The organism is Pantoea sp. B9002 (assembly GCF_013385945.1).
Taxonomy (GTDB): domain Bacteria; phylum Pseudomonadota; class Gammaproteobacteria; order Enterobacterales; family Enterobacteriaceae; genus Pantoea.
This window is the reverse complement of the sequence record NZ_JACAPA010000033.1, coordinates 64,998-80,211: the sequence shown is the minus strand read 5'-3', so window position 1 is coordinate 80,211 and position 15,214 is coordinate 64,998. Positions and strand designations below refer to the sequence as shown.

Genomic DNA, 15,214 nt, shown 5'->3' with positions numbered 1-15,214 from the left:
GCTATCGCAAAACTTATTCAGCCGGTTTGGTGCGGATCAGATAATCAAAGGCGCTGAGTGAGGCTTTCGCGCCTTCACCGCTGGCGATGATGATCTGCTTGTACGGCACCGTGGTGCAGTCGCCTGCGGCGAACACGCCTTTCAGGCTGGTTTCGCACTTGGCATCGATGATGATTTCGCCCATCTTGTTGCGCTCAACCGCACCTTCCAGGAAGGTGGTGTTCGGCAGCAAACCAATCTGCACGAAGATGCCGCTCAGCGCGATTTCGTGGCTGCTCTGGTTGTTACGGTCGATGTAGGTCAGGCTGGTGACTTTGCTGCCGTCGCCTTTCACTTCGGTGGTCTGTGCGTTCAGAATCACATCGACGTTTTTCAGGCTGCGCAGTTTGTCCTGCAGCACTTTGTCGGCGCGCATTTCGCTGGCAAATTCCAGCAGCGTTACGTGCTCAACAATACCGGCCAAATCGATTGCCGCTTCCACGCCTGAGTTACCGCCGCCGATCACCGCCGTGCGTTTGCCTTTGAACAGTGGGCCGTCGCAGTGTGGGCAATAGGTTACGCCCTTGGTGCGATACTGCTCTTCGCCCGGTACGCCCATGTTGCGCCAGCGTGCGCCGGTAGCAATGATGATGCTGCGTGATTTCAATACCGCGCCAGAGGCGGTTTCAATCGCGTGCAGACCGCCCTCTTTCGCCGCCGGAATCAGCTTGATAGCGCTCTGGGTATCAATCACATCGACGTCGTAATCATCAACGTGGGCACGCAGAGAACCGGCCAGCTTAGCGCCTTCGGTTTTCGGTACCGAGATGTAGTTTTCAATGTCTACGGTGTCCAGCACCTGACCACCGAAACGCTCGCCCATCAGGCCAGTGCGGATACCTTTACGTGCAGAGTAAATTGCTGCTGCTGCGCCCGCTGGGCCGCTGCCGACGATCAGCACTTCGTAGGCATCACGTTTGTTCAGCTCTTCTGCCGCACGCTTGTCAGCGTTGGTGTCCACTTTACCGACGATTTCCGCCAGGCTCAGACGGCCCTGACCGAACTCTTTGCCGTTAAGGAACACTGCCGGCACGCCCATCACGTTGCGCTCGGTGATTTCGTTCTGGAACATACCGCCGTCAATCGCGGTATGGCTGATACGCGGGTTCAGTACCGCCATCAGGTTCAGCGCCTGTACCACGTCAGGACAGTTGTGGCACGACAGTGAGTAATAAGTTTCGAAGTGGAAGTCGCCTTCCAAAGCCACAACCTGATCCAGCAGGCTCTGCGCTTCTTTCGAAGGGTGTCCACCGGTTTGCAGCAAGGCTAAAACCAGTGAAGTAAATTCGTGACCCATTGGCGAACCGGCAAAGCGCGGACCGCTCTGGCTGCCTGGGTTAGTAATCAGGAAAGAGGGTTTACGCACCGGACGATCGTTCTCTTCACGGAAGCTGACTTTGTCTGACAAGCCCGCGATATCGGCCAACAGAGAGCGGATCTCTGCGGATTTGGCGCCATCATCCAATGTGGCAATCAACTCAACCGGTTTCGTTAGTTTCTCAAGGTAAGCCTTGAGTTGGGTTTTTAAATTGGTGTCGAGCATAGTGAGTTCCTGTCATGAAAATCGGGTGCCGTAGCACCCGATAGAGAAAGATCGAATGGCGGCTAACTTAGATTTTGCCAACCAGGTCCAGTGATGGAGCCAGAGTTGCTTCGCCTTCTTTCCATTTAGCCGGGCAAACTTCACCTGGGTGAGAAGCAACGTACTGAGCTGCTTTCACTTTACGGATCAGGTCAGATGCGTCACGGCCAATGCCTTCTGCAGTGATTTCGATCGCCTGGATGATGCCTTCCGGGTCAACGATGAAGGTACCGCGGTCTGCCAGACCTTCGTCTTCGCGCATGATTTCGAAGTTACGGGTCAGCGCGCCAGTTGGGTCACCGATCATCGCGTATTTGATTTTCGCGATGGTGTCAGAAGAACCGTGCCAGGCTTTGTGGGTAAAGTGCGTGTCAGTAGAAACAGAGTAGATATCTACACCCAGTTTCTGGAATTCTTCGTGATGGTCTGCAACGTCACCCAGTTCGGTTGGGCATACGAAGGTGAAGTCAGCCGGGTAGAAGAAGAAAACACTCCATTTACCTTCAACGTCTTTCTCGGTGACTTCGATGAATTCGCCGTTTTTGAACGCTGCGTTTTTAAATGGTTTGATCTTGGTATTAATGATGGACATGGTGACCTCCGTTAAAAGATGTGATGCAAGTTACAGAATTTTCGGGCCAACTTCTAATATGCAGACGTTATCAATCAGATAACCAAAAGCTATCAAAGCGCCGACGCCAGATTTCATGCGGCTCGCGGAGGCATTCTACACAAAAATGGCGCGGTTCTGACAGGCTTTATCTTTTTGCGGTGAAACTGCTACTTTAAGTTGCGTTATTGCACGGATTTGTAGCGGCGCGATTTATCGCGCATCTCTCAGACGGAACAAACGTCAACAGCGCGCAATAAATTGCGCCGCTACAGCATCTGTGCATCTCATTAAATGGAGCTCTCAGGTGCATATACGTTTTTTTGACGAAGCCGATCGGCCTTTTCTGCGCACGCTGTATCTTGCCGCGCGACGCCATAACTGGACGTGGCTGGATGGCGATGATTGGCAGTTAGAAGATTTCGATGCGGTGATTTTGGGTGAAACCGTGCTGGTCGCCGAACGGGACGGGCATCGCGTGGGGTTTGCGGCGGTGCTGGATAATGACAACTTCCTGCATAGCCTGTACGTCGATCCCGATGCGCAGGGACAAGGCGTGGGCAGCGCGCTGTTAGAAAAAGTACAGTCGCGATTTAGCTCGACGGGCGCCTTGAAATGCCTGCAACAGAATCAGGCGGCGATGGATTTTTATCTTAAACACGGCTGGCGGCGCGAAGCGGTTGGCGAGAGCGAGCAGGGAAAATATGTGCTGATGCATTTCCCGCTGGCGACGCGCGCCAGCGGAAATGGACGGCGTTAAACCGCGCGGAACGCGATATCGCCAGGGATAATTTCTCCCTGCCAATAGAGCTGCGCCGCAACGCGACCCGCCAGTTGGCGGTAGAGCGCGGTGAAATCACTCTCCGGACGGCGCACCACGGTCGGTTCGCCATCATCCAGATCTTCCCGCAGCGTAATGTGCAGCGGCAGCTGGGCCAGTAAGCGGGTGCTGTAATCCTCCACCAGCTTCTGCGCACCGCCAGTGCCGAAAATCGGCTCGTGATGTCCGCATTGGCTGCAGATGTGCATGCTCATGTTCTCGACCACGCCCAGCACCGGCACGCTCACTTTCTCGAACATCACCATCCCTTTACGCGCATCAATCAAGGCGATGTCCTGCGGCGTGGTGACCACTAACGCGCCGGTCACCGGCACGTTTTGTGCCAGCGTCAGCTGAATATCGCCGGTGCCTGGCGGCATATCGAGAATCAGATAATCGAGATCCGGCCACATAGTTTCGTTGAGCAGCTGCATCAGGGCTTTGCTGGCCATTGGACCGCGCCACACCATAGCGTTGTCGTCGGTGACCAGATAACCAATCGAATTGGTCGCCAGACCGTGCGCCATAATGGGTGCCATATGCGTGCCATCCGGCGAAGTCGGACGCTGATTTTCGGTGCCGAGCATGTTAGGGATCGACGGACCGTAAATATCCGCATCGAGAATCCCCACGCGCGCCCCTTCGGCAATCAGCGCCAGCGCCATATTCACAGCGGTGCTGGATTTGCCCACGCCACCTTTGCCGGAACTGACGGCGATGATGTTCTTCACACCGGTCGCGCCCGGATGATTTTTCACTCGCTTCAGCGTGGCGATGTCGTGGCGCAGCCGCCAGTCAATGGCGCTGGCGTCCGTCAGGCGCAGCAGTTCGGCGCTGGTTTGCGCTTTCAGCTCTTCAAAAGCGCTGGCCCACGCGAACGGCATCACCAGTTCGATATGCAGCTTGTCATCCAGCAGTGCGACGTGGCGCAGCGCTTTCAGCGTTGTCAGGTTGTGTTGCAGCGTCGGATGTTCAAAGTCACTTAGCACGCCGATAACCAATGCTCGCAGCGCTTCAGGTGAATGATGTTGCTGGGATTGTGAAGTCATCCCCTCTCCTTGTTTATTCGTCACGCCAGATTGCGGCGGTGTCTGTTCAATAATATCAGATAGGCGCTAAAAGTGACGCGGATGTCCAGCTGTGTTTACGCCAGAGGGTGCTTCGGTTAACATCTAACACCGATTTTTCTTCAACGGAACGCTACGCAAACATGACTCAAGTCGCTAAAAAAATTCTGGTAACGTGCGCACTGCCGTACGCAAACGGTTCAATCCATCTCGGTCACATGCTTGAACACATTCAGGCTGACATTTGGGTCCGTTACCAGCGAATGCGTGGCAACCAGGTTCACTTCATCTGTGCAGACGACGCCCACGGCACGCCGATTATGCTGAAAGCTCAGCAGCTGGGCATCGCGCCGGAGCAGATGATCGCGGAGATGAAGCAGGAGCACGAAACGGATTTCGCTGGCTTCAACATCAGCTACGACAACTATCACTCAACGCACGGCGACGAAAACCGTCAGCTGTCCGAGCTGATTTATGGTCGTCTGAAAGAGAACGGCTTCATCAAGAACCGCACCATTTCGCAGCTGTACGATCCTGAGAAAGGCATGTTCCTGCCGGACCGTTTCGTCAAAGGCACCTGCCCGAAATGTAAGTCACCGGATCAGTATGGCGACAACTGCGAAGTGTGCAGCGCGACCTACAGCCCAACCGAGCTGATCGACCCGAAATCTGTGGTCTCAGGCGCGACGCCGGTGCTGCGCGATTCCGAGCACTTCTTCTTTGATCTGCCCTCTTTCAGCGCGATGCTGCAGGCGTGGACGCGTTCAGGCGCGCTGCAAGAGCAGGTGGCTAACAAGATGCAAGAGTGGTTCGAGTCTGGCTTGCAGCAGTGGGATATCTCCCGCGACGCACCTTACTTCGGCTTCGAAATTCCTGGCGCGCCGGGCAAATATTTCTACGTCTGGCTGGATGCGCCAATCGGTTACATGGGTTCATTCAAAAACCTGTGCGACAAACGCGGCGATATCGATTTTGACGAATTCTGGAAGAAAGATTCCACTACCGAGCTGTATCACTTCATCGGTAAAGACATCGTCTATTTCCACAGCCTGTTCTGGCCGGCGATGCTGGAAGGCAGCAACTTCCGCAAGCCAACCAACCTGTTCGTACACGGTTATGTAACGGTGAATGGCGCGAAGATGTCTAAATCGCGCGGCACCTTTATTAAAGCCAGCACCTGGTTGCAGCATCTGGATGCCGACAGCCTGCGTTATTACTACGCGGCCAAGCTCTCTTCACGCATCGACGACATCGACCTGAATCTGGAAGATTTCGTGCAGCGCGTGAATGCGGACGTGGTGAACAAAGTGGTAAACCTGGCGTCACGTAATGCGGGCTTCCTGACCAAACGCTTTGGCGGCAAGCTGGCGAGTGAACTGGCGGATCCGGCGCTGTATCAGACCTTTGTGGATGCTTCAGAGAAGATTGGTGAAGCCTGGGCCAGCCGCGAATATAACCGCGCGATCCGTGAAATCATGGCGCTGGCCGACCTGGCGAACCGCTATGTCGATGAGCAGGCACCTTGGGTGGTGGCAAAGCAAGAAGGCCGCGATGCCGACCTGCAGGCGATCTGCTCCATGGGTATCAACCTGTTCCGCGTCTTGATGACCTGGCTGAAGCCGGTGCTGCCATCGCTGACCGAACGTACCGAAGCCTTCCTGCAGAGCGAACTGAGCTGGGATGCGATTGCCCAACCGCTGCTGGATCATGAAGTGGCACCGTTCAAAGCGCTGTATGGCCGTATCGAGATGACCAAAGTTGACGCGCTGGTTGAGGCTTCGAAAGAGGATGCGGCGGCGGCAAACAAGCCTGCGGCAACCGGTCCTTTGGCGGATGCGCCGATTGGCGACACCATCACCATCGATGATTTTGCTAAGGTCGATATGCGCGTGGCGCTGATCGAGAAAGCAGAGCTGGTAGAAGGTTCCGATAAGCTGCTGCGTCTGGAGCTGGATGTGGGTGGCGAGAAGCGTCAGATTTTCTCTGGCATTCGCGCTGCCTATCCGGATCCGTCGGTGCTGGTCGGCAAGATGACCATCATCGTCGCCAACCTCGCGCCGCGTAAAATGCGCTTCGGTATTTCAGAAGGCATGGTGCTGTCAGCGGGCCCGGGCGGCAAAGACCTGTTTGTGCTGTCCGTTGATAGCGGCGCAGTACCGGGCATGCCGGTTAAGTAAGCTAACAAGCCGCCTCAGGGCGGCTTTTTTGTACCTGTTGATCCTGCGCATTGTGGGGTCACCATAAATGGCGACCCTACAAAGGATTGGCGCGTTTTTCGTAGGGTCGCCATTTATGGCGACCAGGTCAGACAGTATTGTGATCGCTAGCACGCTAATAGCTTAGTGCGTATGATAAAGCGCTACGAAAACAGGAGCCTGACATGCCTGCCGTTCTCTCTGCTTGTTGGCGCTATGTGCGCGCCTTCGTGATCATTTATGCGGCGCTTTACGCCGGAATGGGGATTTCTGCCCTGCTCCCGATAACCATTCCCGGCAGTATCATCGGCATGCTGCTGCTGTTCCTGCTGCTGGGTCTGCAAATCATGCCGGTTGAGTGGGTGAAGCCCGGATGCCATTTGCTGATTCGCTATATGGCGCTGCTGTTTGTGCCGATTAGCGTCGGCGTAATGGGCTATACCGATATCCTCACCGCGCAGTTTGGACCGATTGTGGTGTCGTGCATTGTCAGTACTTTTATGGTGCTGCTGATTGTCGGGCTCAGCGCAGAGCGCTTGCAGCGCCCGCAGGAGAAGTCGAATGAGTGATGCATGGTGGTCGCTGCCGCTGACCGTGATCGCCTATTTTCTGGCGCGTAAGCTGGCGGCGAAAATTAATATCTCCATCGTCAATCCATTGCTGGTAGCGATGGCGATTGTCATTCCGATTCTGCTGCTGACTAACCTGCCTTACACGCGCTATTTTGCCGGCAGCAGCCTGCTCAATCAGTTGCTGCAACCGGCGGTTGTGGCACTGGCGTTGCCGCTGTATGAGCAGATGCATCAGATTCGCGCGCGCTGGAAAACCATTATCAGCGTCTGCTTCATCGGTAGTATTACGGCGATGGTGTCGGGTACCGCGATTGCGCTGTGGATGGGCGCAACGCCGGAAATCGCCGCCACCATTATGCCGAAATCCGTTACCACGCCGATTGCGATGGCGGTCTCCGCCTCGCTGCACGGCATTCCCGCCATCAGCGCCATCTGCGTGCTTATCGCCGGCGTGCTGGGTGCGGTGTTTGGCCATATGCTGCTCAATCTGTTTAAGGTGAAAAACAAATCCTCGCGCGGATTGGCGATTGGTAACGCATCGCACGCGTTAGGTACCGCGCGCGCAGCCGAGATCGATTATCAGGAAGGCGCGTTCAGCTCACTGGCGCTGGTGATTTGCGGCATCATCACCTCGTTACTGGCACCGCTGCTTTTTCCGCTATTAATGCATTGGTGGGGCTGAAACTTGCGAGAGATCTCGCAAAGTTGAAACAACCCAATCAGCTTGCATTGTCAGAGCGACTTGGATCACATATAAAACGTCAGGCGGCGCATCGCCGCTAACGCGTAACTGAGGCCATCACATCATGCATTCACGATTCCTTACTGCTTTTTCCGCCCTGCCCGCTGCGCTGCAAGCTGCGATTCAGCCGCTGCTGGATGCGCCGGATTTCCATGGCGTATTGCGTCCGCAAGATGTCGCGCAACTGAAACAGCTTACCGGTCTGGATGATGATGCGCTGGCGCTGGAACTGCTACCGCTGGCGGCGAGCTGCGCCGTGGCAACCGTGTCTCATTTTAATGTCGGCGCGATTTCGCGCGGCGTCAGCGGCCATTGGTACTTCGGTGCCAACATGGAGTTCCTGCATACCCCGCTGCAGCAGACGGTGCACGCCGAGCAAAGTGCCATAACGCATGCCTGGCTGCGCGGTGAAGAGAAGCTGGCGGCGATTACCGTTAACTACACGCCGTGCGGACATTGCCGTCAGTTTATGAATGAGCTGAACAGCGGCACGGCGATTCGCATCAGCCTGCCGGGACGCGCGGTTAGCACGCTGGGCGACTATCTGCCGGATGCGTTTGGCCCTGCCGATCTGAACATCACTGAACGTCTGCTGACGCCGGTCGATCATGGTTTTGCGGTTGCAGGCGAGGCTTTGCAACAGGCCGCTATTGCCGCCGCCAATCACAGTCACGCGCCTTACAGTCAGAGCTACAGCGGCGTGGCGCTGCGCAGCCAGAGCGGCAAGGTCTTTATCGGTCGCTATGCGGAAAACGCCGCCTTCAACCCAAGCTTGCCGCCGCTGCAGGCCGCACTGATTTTGATGAACATGAGCAACGAAGCGCTGGAGACAATTCAGCAAGCGGTTTTGGCGGAATGTCAGGACAGCACGCTGAGTCAGCGGGATGCCACCCGCGCTACGCTTAAGGCGTTAGGATGTGAGGATTTCTCACTTACTTTAGTTTCGAAAACATCAGTTTAGTGATCCTTTTACCGCTTTTGTGACCTTCTGTTAACAAAAGCTGTACATCTGCAGGAATTTTCATAGGATCGGGCGCCAGAACCTCTTCACTTCAAGATGGACTGGCGTTACCTTTTCCCGGCGATACGTCAGAAAACACTGCAACCGGAGCAAGCACTGCATGGAACTCGACTACGAAAGTAAACGCCCGCTGTATATTCCTTATGCGGGTCCGATCCTGCTGGAATTTCCGCTGTTGAACAAAGGCAGCGCCTTCACCCTCGAAGAACGTAACGAATTTAACCTCAACGGCCTGCTACCGGAAGCGGTAGAAACCATCGAAGAGCAGGCAGAACGTGCCTGGCGCCAGTTCCTGGATTTTAAAAACAACAACGACAAGCATGTCTATCTGCGCAACATCCAGGACACCAACGAAACCCTGTTCTACCGCCTGCTCGACAATCATCTGGAAGAGATGATGCCGATCATCTACACCCCAACGGTCGGCGCGGCCTGTGAACACTTCTCTGAAATCTATCGTCGCGCGCGCGGCGTGTTCATCTCTTATAACAATCGCGACCGCATTGAAGACATGCTGCAGAACGCCACTAAGCAGAATGTAAAAGTGATCGTGGTGACCGATGGCGAACGTATTCTCGGCCTCGGCGATTTGGGTATCGGCGGCATGGGCATCCCAATCGGTAAGCTGTCGCTGTATACCGCGTGTGGCGGCATCAGCCCGGCTTACACCTTGCCGGTGGTGCTGGATGTTGGTACCAACAACCAGCAGCTGCTGAACGATCCGCTCTATATGGGCTGGCGTCATCCGCGTATCACTGGCGAAGAGTACGAAGAGTTCGTCAATGAGTTCATTCAGGCGGTGAATCGTCGCTGGCCGAACGTGCTGTTGCAGTTCGAAGACTTCGCGCAGAAAAACGCCATGCCGCTGCTGGAGCGCTATCGCGATGAGATCTGCTGCTTCAACGACGATATTCAGGGCACTGCCGCAGTGACCGTCGGCACCCTGATCGCCGCCAGCCGCGCTGCCGGCAGCCGCCTGTGCGAGCAGAAAGTGGTGTTCCTCGGTGCCGGTTCTGCCGGTTGCGGTATCGCCGAGCAGATCATCGCGCAGATGAAGTCGGAAGGGTTGAGCGATGATGAAGCACGTGCCCGCGTGATGATGGTCGATCGCTTCGGTCTGCTCACTGACAAGCTGCCGAATCTGCTCAATTTCCAGAGCAAGCTGGTGCAGAAGAGCGACAGCCTGAAAGATTGGGACACCAGCAGCGACTCAATTTCGCTGCTCGACGTGGTGCGCAACGCCAAGCCGGATATTCTGATCGGCGTGTCTGGCCAACCAGGCCTGTTCACCGAAGAGATCATCCGCGAGATGCACAAGCACACCAAGCGTCCGATTGTTATGCCGCTGTCGAACCCGACTTCACGCGTTGAAGCGACGCCAGCCGACATCATCGCCTGGACCGATGGCGCCGCGCTGGTTGCCACCGGGAGCCCGTTCTCACCGGTCACCTGGAAAGGCAAAACCTACCCAATCGCCCAGTGCAATAACTCCTATATCTTCCCTGGCATTGGTTTGGGTGTTATCGCTGCGGGTGCCAGTCGCGTGACGGATTCGATGCTGATGACCGCCAGCCGCGCGCTGGCCGACTGCTCACCGCTGGTTAACGATGGCGAAGGTCCGGTTCTGCCGGAGATCAAAGACATTCAGGGCGTTTCCAAGCTGATTGCCATCGAAGTGGGTAAAGCTGCGCAGCTGGCGGGCGTGGCGGTGGTGACGTCGGAAGATGTGTTGTCGAAAGCCGTCAGCAACAACTTCTGGCTGCCGCAGTATCGTAATTATCGTCGTACCTCGATTTAATCGGATTTATGGCCGGATCGCTTAGATCCGGCCATGCTTAAAAATCCAGCGCATAATTGCCCTTAGCTTGCTTCCCCCGCCCGCCTCAAGTAGCCTTTATCCATTCTGAATTCTGCCAACCGAGTGCCCGCGCGCATGATTAAACGCGTTTTCTTTGGTCTGTTTTTCATCATCTTACTGATGGTGGCGACCGCGCTCGGCCTGGATCGCTGGATCAGCTGGAAAACCGCGCCCTTTATTTACGAAGATGTCACCTCGCTGCCGCATCGTCAGGTCGGCGTGGTCTTGGGCACAGCGAAGTATTACCGCACGGGCGTTATCAATCAGTATTACCTCTATCGCATTCAAGGCGCGTTGAACGCCTATAACAGCGGCAAGGTCAATTACCTGCTGCTGAGCGGTGATAATGCGCAGCAAAGCTATAACGAACCGATGACCATGCGTCGCGATTTGATCAAAGCGGGCGTCGCGCCGTCGGACATCGTGCTGGATTACGCCGGCTTCCGCACGCTGGATTCGATTGTGCGCACGCGTAAAGTGTTCGACACCAACGACTTCATCATCATTACCCAGCGTTTCCACTGCGAACGTGCGCTGTATATCGCGCAGCATCTGGGGATTCAGGCGCAGTGTTATGCGGTGCCATCGCCGAAAAACATGTTGTCGGTACGTTTCCGCGAAGTGGGTGCACGTTTAGGTGCGCTGGCGGATTTATATTTGATGAAGCGCGAGCCGCGTTTCCTCGGCCCGTTAGTGCCGATTCCTGCGGTGCATGAAGTGCCGGAAGATGCGCAGAGTTATCCGGCGGTGACGCCGGAGCAGTTGCTTGAGCTGGAAGAGAAGCTGCAGAAATAGGTGTGGCCGGTGCGTTTTTTGTAGGGGCGCCATTTATGGCGACCGCCAATGCAAAAAGGGCCGCATTGCGCGGCCCTTTGTTTGCTGGGTGATGTCTTATTTTTTACGTGCGTACTTCAGTGAATCCAGCGCCACGGCGAAGATGATGATGCCGCCCTTGATGATGTACTGCCAGTAAGGGTTAACGCCGATGTAGGTCAAACCGTAGTTGATTACGGTGAAGATGATGACACCGGTCACCACGCCCGCCACAGAACCTACGCCACCGGCAAACGATACGCCGCCGACCACACAAGCCGCAATCGCATCCAGCTCATACATAAAGCCGAGGTTGTTGGTGGCGCTGCCGATACGGCCCGCTTCCAGCATCCCGCCGAACGCGTAGAACACGCCAGACAATGCATACACCAGAATCAGGTTGAACGGTACGTTCACGCCAGACACTTTCGCTGCTTCCGGGTTACCACCGATAGCGAAGATGTTTCGGCCGAAGCGGGTTTTATTCCACAGCACCCAAACAAAGACGATGGCAATCACAGCGTAGAAGGTGATGAACGACAGCTTAAAATCACCGAAACGCAGGAAGCCTTGAGCAAATTTGGAGAAGCCAGGATCGAAACCGGCAATCGGCGATGCACCCACGAAGTCGTAATAGAGTGAGTTGATGCCATAAACGATAATCATGGTGCCCAAGGTGGTGATAAATGGCGTTACCTTGAGGTAAGCAATAATCACCCCGTTCACCAGACCAATCACGCCGCCGATGATGCACACGGTCAGGATAACCACCGGAATTGGCACGGTATCCAGATGCGGGAATACCTTGTTGGCGTTATCCATCGCCTGCAGCAGCGTGGCTGCCACCACCGCCGCTAAGCCAACCTGACGACCCGCTGAAAGGTCCGTACCCTGGGTGACAATCAAGCCGGCCACGCCCAGTGCGATAATAATACGCACCGAAGATTGAGTCAGAATGTTACTCAGGTTCATTAAACTTAAGAACGTTGGATCCTGGAAAATAATAATTGCCAGCAGTACAAACAGGACAACGTAAATGCCGCCCTCTTTTAACCAGGTTAGCGCATTCTTTTTAGTAGTCGCTTTCATGTTAAAGCCCTTGCTTCATTAAAGGTGTAATGACGCTAAACGCAGGATTTCATTCTGCGAGGTCGTTTTGGTATCAACAATGCCTGCTACCTGGCCATTACTCATCACTAAAATACGATCGGTAATACCCAACAGTTCTGGCATTTCAGAAGAGATAATAATGATGCCCTTCTCTTTCTTCGCCAACTCAGCAATAAGTTGGTAGATTTCGAATTTCGCGCCCACATCAATCCCGCGCGTCGGTTCATCAAGCATCAATATTTCCGGCTGCGTTAATAACCAGCGACCAATAATCACTTTCTGTTGGTTACCACCGGAAAGCGAACCAATTTGCGTATGATGACCCGGCGTTTTCACGCGCATCGAATCAATGACCCATTGGGTGTCGCTTTTCATGCGTTTATTATCGAGCAGGCCCATGCTGGATTTATACTTTTTAATATTAGAGATAAGCGAGTTAAAGCCAATATCCAGATACGCATAAATACCGGTGGAGCGACGCTCTTCCGTCACCAGCGCAAAGCCGTGATTAATGGCTTCATTGGCGCTGTGGTTATTAATACTCTTGCCGTGCAGCTTAATGGTACCGCCCGACTTTTCACGAATACCAAACAGGGTTTCGACGATGTCGGTACGCTTGGCGCCCACCAAACCGGCAATACCAAGAATTTCACCTTTACGCAGGTCGAACGAGATATCACGAATCGACGGCTGACGCAGTGAGGTTAAATGGCGCACCTCAAGAATGGTTTCCCCCGGCACGTTGGTTTTATCCGGGAAGCGCTGGTTCAATGAACGGCCCACCATCATCGAGATGATCTTGTCCATGTCCAGCCCTTCCAGCGGCTGGGTGGCGATCCACTGTCCGTCACGCAAAATGGTGATCTCATCGCACAGCTGGAATATCTCTTCCATCTTATGCGAGATATAGACAATGCCGCAGCCACGATCTTTCAGCTTACGAATAATCGTGAACAAGTGGTTCACTTCTTTTTCGGTCAGCGACGATGTCGGCTCATCCATAATGACGATTTTGGCGTCATAGGAGAAGGCTTTGGCGATCTCGATCATCTGCATCTGCGACACCGATAAGGTGGCAACTTTATCGCGCGGATCGATATCAATATCTAACTCATCAAAGATCGCTTTGGTATCGCGATACATTTTATCCTGATCAACAAACACGCCTTTACGTGGATAACGGCCAAGCCACATGTTATCCATGACGTTGCGTTGCAGAACCAGGTTTAATTCCTGATGCACCATGGAAACGCCATTTTCCAGCGCCTCTTTGGAGCTCTTATAATCAATTTCCTCACCCTGAAACAGGATGCTCCCCGTATCCTTTTTATAAATCCCAAACAGACATTTTAATAATGTAGATTTCCCGGCGCCGTTTTCTCCCATTAATGCATGGACGGAGTGCGGCCGCACTTTTAAATTCACATTATCTAAGGCTTTAACCCCTGGAAATGATTTCGAGACATTCGTCATCTCCAGCAGATATTCACGCTGTGTGGTCGGATTCTCACTGGCCATAATTTACCTGGCTAAATAAAGCGTTGGTCAGATGCAATAAGGCGCGGCGAAATGCCGCGCCCAGGATGAATTACTTCACAAACTGCGACAGATTTTCTTTATCTACTGGTACGTAAGGAACACGTACGATTTTGTTTTCCATCTTGAAGTTAGTGCCTGCAGTTGGCTCTTTGCCATTGGCCAGATTGTTAGCAATATCCAGCGTCGCTTTCGCCTGGTTTTCCGCATCGTTCAACACGGTACCAGCCAGCGCACCTGATTTCACCAGCGCCAGCGCTTCTGGCAGTGCATCGACACCAAACACCGGAATGCTGGTTTTGTTGTGCGCTTTCAGCGCTTCAACCGCACCCATCGCCATCGCATCGTTGTTGGCGATGATCACTTCGATTTTGTTGGCGTTCGGGCCAGAGAGCCAGGCGTCAACTTTGTCTTTTGCCTGCGCGGTATCCCACATTGCGGTATCCATCGCCAGCTGCTGCGTTTTCAGACCGTCTTTGTTCAGGGTATCGATCACGTATTTGGTACGCGCTTCGGCATCCGGATGGCCCGGCTCGCCTTTCAGCAGCACGAACTGAATGGTACCGTCTTTGTTCAGATCCCAGGCTGGCGTGGCTTTCCAGTGCTTCTCAATCAGCTGACCCTGGATGATGCCAGACTCTTTAGAGTCGGTACCGACGTAATACGCTTTCGGATAGCTGGCCAGCACTTTGGCGTTAGGTTCTTTGTTGAAGAACACCACCGGCACATCGTTGCCGCGCGCTTTATCAATCACCACTGCCGCAGCAGCCGGGTCCACCAGGTTGATAGCCAGCGCTTTCACGCCTTTAGCCATCAGTACGTCAATCTGGTCGTTCTGTTTGGACTGGTCGTTCTGTGAGTCGTTCATCAGCAGCTGAATGCCGCCCAATGATTTCGCTTCTTTCTCAATGTCCTTACGCACCATCGACATGAAGTTGTCGTCGTATTTGTAGATGGTCACGCCAATGCGGGTATCGGCGGCGTGCGCAGTTGCACCAAACATCATGCTGGCAACCAGTGCTGTGAGCGTGAAAACCTTCTTATTCATGGTATCTCCGGTTTTTTATGTAGGGCATTTCATTGCGCTATTTGCCTGCGGGCAAACAGCGCCGTCGGTTGTAAACCTGATAATGGGCGGACGCGTAACGCAAAGCCGGGCCACCATCGCAATCCTGACTTCCCTGTAGGTAAACGCTTCCTGAAGAGTGTTGTGAACTATTTCAATCGGCTACTGAAACCTGCTGGGAAG

Annotated in this window: 13 protein-coding genes; 7 read left to right on the top strand and 6 right to left on the bottom strand. The window is 54.2% G+C overall.

All coding sequences use genetic code 11. The annotated features are described in order from the left end of the window. Window positions 1–13: 13 nt before the first annotated feature. Window positions 14–1,582: an alkyl hydroperoxide reductase subunit F gene (gene ahpF / locus HX773_RS16245; protein ID WP_176972372.1), complete on the bottom strand. Its 1,569-nt coding sequence runs from the start codon at window positions 1,580–1,582 to the stop codon at window positions 14–16. A 67-nt stretch (window positions 1,583–1,649) separates the two neighbouring features. Next, window positions 1,650–2,213 carry an alkyl hydroperoxide reductase subunit C gene (gene ahpC / locus HX773_RS16240; RefSeq protein ID WP_007889514.1) on the bottom strand — a complete coding sequence of 188 codons (564 nt, stop codon included), beginning with the start codon at window positions 2,211–2,213 and terminating at the stop codon, window positions 1,650–1,652. A 325-nt stretch (window positions 2,214–2,538) separates the two neighbouring features. On the opposite strand from ahpC, the gene HX773_RS16235 reads away from it, so the two are divergent. Beyond that, the gene (locus HX773_RS16235; RefSeq protein WP_176972371.1) at window positions 2,539–2,991 is read left to right on the top strand and encodes a GNAT family N-acetyltransferase; all 453 of its coding nucleotides are present in this window, start codon (window positions 2,539–2,541) and stop codon (window positions 2,989–2,991) included. On the opposite strand, the gene apbC is transcribed toward HX773_RS16235, so the two are convergent. Next, window positions 2,988–4,100: an iron-sulfur cluster carrier protein ApbC gene (apbC, locus tag HX773_RS16230; RefSeq protein WP_176972370.1), complete on the bottom strand. Its 1,113-nt coding sequence runs from the start codon at window positions 4,098–4,100 to the stop codon at window positions 2,988–2,990. The two genes, HX773_RS16235 and apbC, sit on opposite strands and share 4 nt — an antisense overlap. A 161-nt stretch (window positions 4,101–4,261) precedes the next feature. Between apbC and metG the strand changes: the two genes are divergently transcribed. The 6 genes from metG to sanA all read left to right on the top strand — a co-directional run bounded on the left by metG (window position 4,262) and on the right by sanA (window position 11,301). Next, window positions 4,262–6,295: a methionine--tRNA ligase gene (metG, locus tag HX773_RS16225; protein WP_176972369.1), complete on the top strand. Its 2,034-nt coding sequence runs from the start codon at window positions 4,262–4,264 to the stop codon at window positions 6,293–6,295. A gap of 203 nt (window positions 6,296–6,498) precedes the next feature. Next, window positions 6,499–6,882 carry a CidA/LrgA family protein gene (locus HX773_RS16220; protein ID WP_176972368.1) on the top strand — a complete coding sequence of 128 codons (384 nt, stop codon included), beginning with the start codon at window positions 6,499–6,501 and terminating at the stop codon, window positions 6,880–6,882. Continuing rightward, window positions 6,875–7,567 carry a CidB/LrgB family autolysis modulator gene (locus HX773_RS16215; RefSeq protein WP_176972367.1) on the top strand — a complete coding sequence of 231 codons (693 nt, stop codon included), beginning with the start codon at window positions 6,875–6,877 and terminating at the stop codon, window positions 7,565–7,567. Before HX773_RS16220 ends, HX773_RS16215 begins: the two co-directional genes overlap by 8 nt. 124 nt (window positions 7,568–7,691) lie before the next feature. Beyond that, window positions 7,692–8,588, top strand: a complete 897-nt coding sequence (cdd, locus tag HX773_RS16210) for a cytidine deaminase (protein ID WP_176972366.1) — start codon at window positions 7,692–7,694, stop codon at window positions 8,586–8,588. Window positions 8,589–8,748: 160 nt separating this feature from the next. Then, a complete protein-coding gene (locus HX773_RS16205; protein WP_176972365.1) occupies window positions 8,749–10,446 on the top strand; it encodes an NAD-dependent malic enzyme in 1,698 nt (565 codons plus the stop codon). A gap of 135 nt (window positions 10,447–10,581) precedes the next feature. Next, window positions 10,582–11,301 (top strand): outer membrane permeability protein SanA, encoded by a 720-nt coding sequence (sanA, locus tag HX773_RS16200; RefSeq protein ID WP_008104952.1) that lies wholly within the window; start codon window positions 10,582–10,584, stop codon window positions 11,299–11,301. Between the two features lie 96 nt (window positions 11,302–11,397). On the opposite strand, the gene mglC is transcribed toward sanA, so the two are convergent. From mglC to mglB, 3 genes are all read right to left on the bottom strand, one after another. Then, window positions 11,398–12,408, bottom strand: a complete 1,011-nt coding sequence (mglC, locus tag HX773_RS16195; protein ID WP_007889502.1) for a galactose/methyl galactoside ABC transporter permease MglC — start codon at window positions 12,406–12,408, stop codon at window positions 11,398–11,400. 18 nt (window positions 12,409–12,426) lie between these two features. Next, window positions 12,427–13,947 (bottom strand): galactose/methyl galactoside ABC transporter ATP-binding protein MglA, encoded by a 1,521-nt coding sequence (gene mglA, locus HX773_RS16190; protein WP_110866613.1) that lies wholly within the window; start codon window positions 13,945–13,947, stop codon window positions 12,427–12,429. A 70-nt stretch (window positions 13,948–14,017) separates the two neighbouring features. Beyond that, window positions 14,018–15,013: a galactose/glucose ABC transporter substrate-binding protein MglB gene (mglB, locus tag HX773_RS16185; RefSeq protein ID WP_176972364.1), complete on the bottom strand. Its 996-nt coding sequence runs from the start codon at window positions 15,011–15,013 to the stop codon at window positions 14,018–14,020. Window positions 15,014–15,214: the final 201 nt, after the last annotated feature.